This is a genomic window from Mesorhizobium marinum, from assembly GCF_040813675.1.
GTDB lineage: Bacteria > Pseudomonadota > Alphaproteobacteria > Rhizobiales > Rhizobiaceae > Mesorhizobium_K > Mesorhizobium_K marinum.
Map to the genome: position 1 here is coordinate 1 of NZ_JBFOCI010000046.1, position 518 is coordinate 518.

At 57.1% G+C, this 518-nt stretch carries 1 protein-coding gene; it reads left to right on the top strand.

What is annotated here, in order from left to right:
* On the top strand, window positions 1-518 hold a 518-nt coding region (locus tag ABUE31_RS22790), incomplete at both ends, for a recombinase family protein (protein ID WP_367726055.1).

The window sequence follows — 518 nt, forward strand, 5'->3', positions numbered from 1 at the left end:
CAGGCTGACACGCTCGCTGACCGACTTCTCCAGGATCGTGGAAGTGTTCGATCAGGCAGACGCCTCCTTCGTCTCCGTCACGCAACAGTTCAATACCACGACGTCGATGGGCAGGTTGACGCTCAACGTGCTTTTGTCCTTTGCCCAGTTCGAACGGGAGGTAACCGCCGAGCGTATTCGCGACAAGATCGCGGCCTCGAAGAAGAAGGGCATGTGGATGGGCGGTGTCGTGCCGCTCGGCTATCGGGTGGAGAACCGCAAGCTTCTCGTCCATGCCGATGAGGCCAAAACCGTCCGTTGGCTGTTTAAAACATACCTCGAGCTGAAGTCGGTTCGTGCGCTTGTGGATAAAGCAGCATCGCATGGGCACTTCGGTCGGAAGTCCATTCGGAAAGATGGTTCGACAGTCCTGACCCGCCCGTTCGGCCGGGGCAATCTTTATCATCTGCTCTCGAATGTCATCTATGTCGGCAGCATCCGGCACAGGGACCGCATCTACAATGGAGAGCATGATGCCA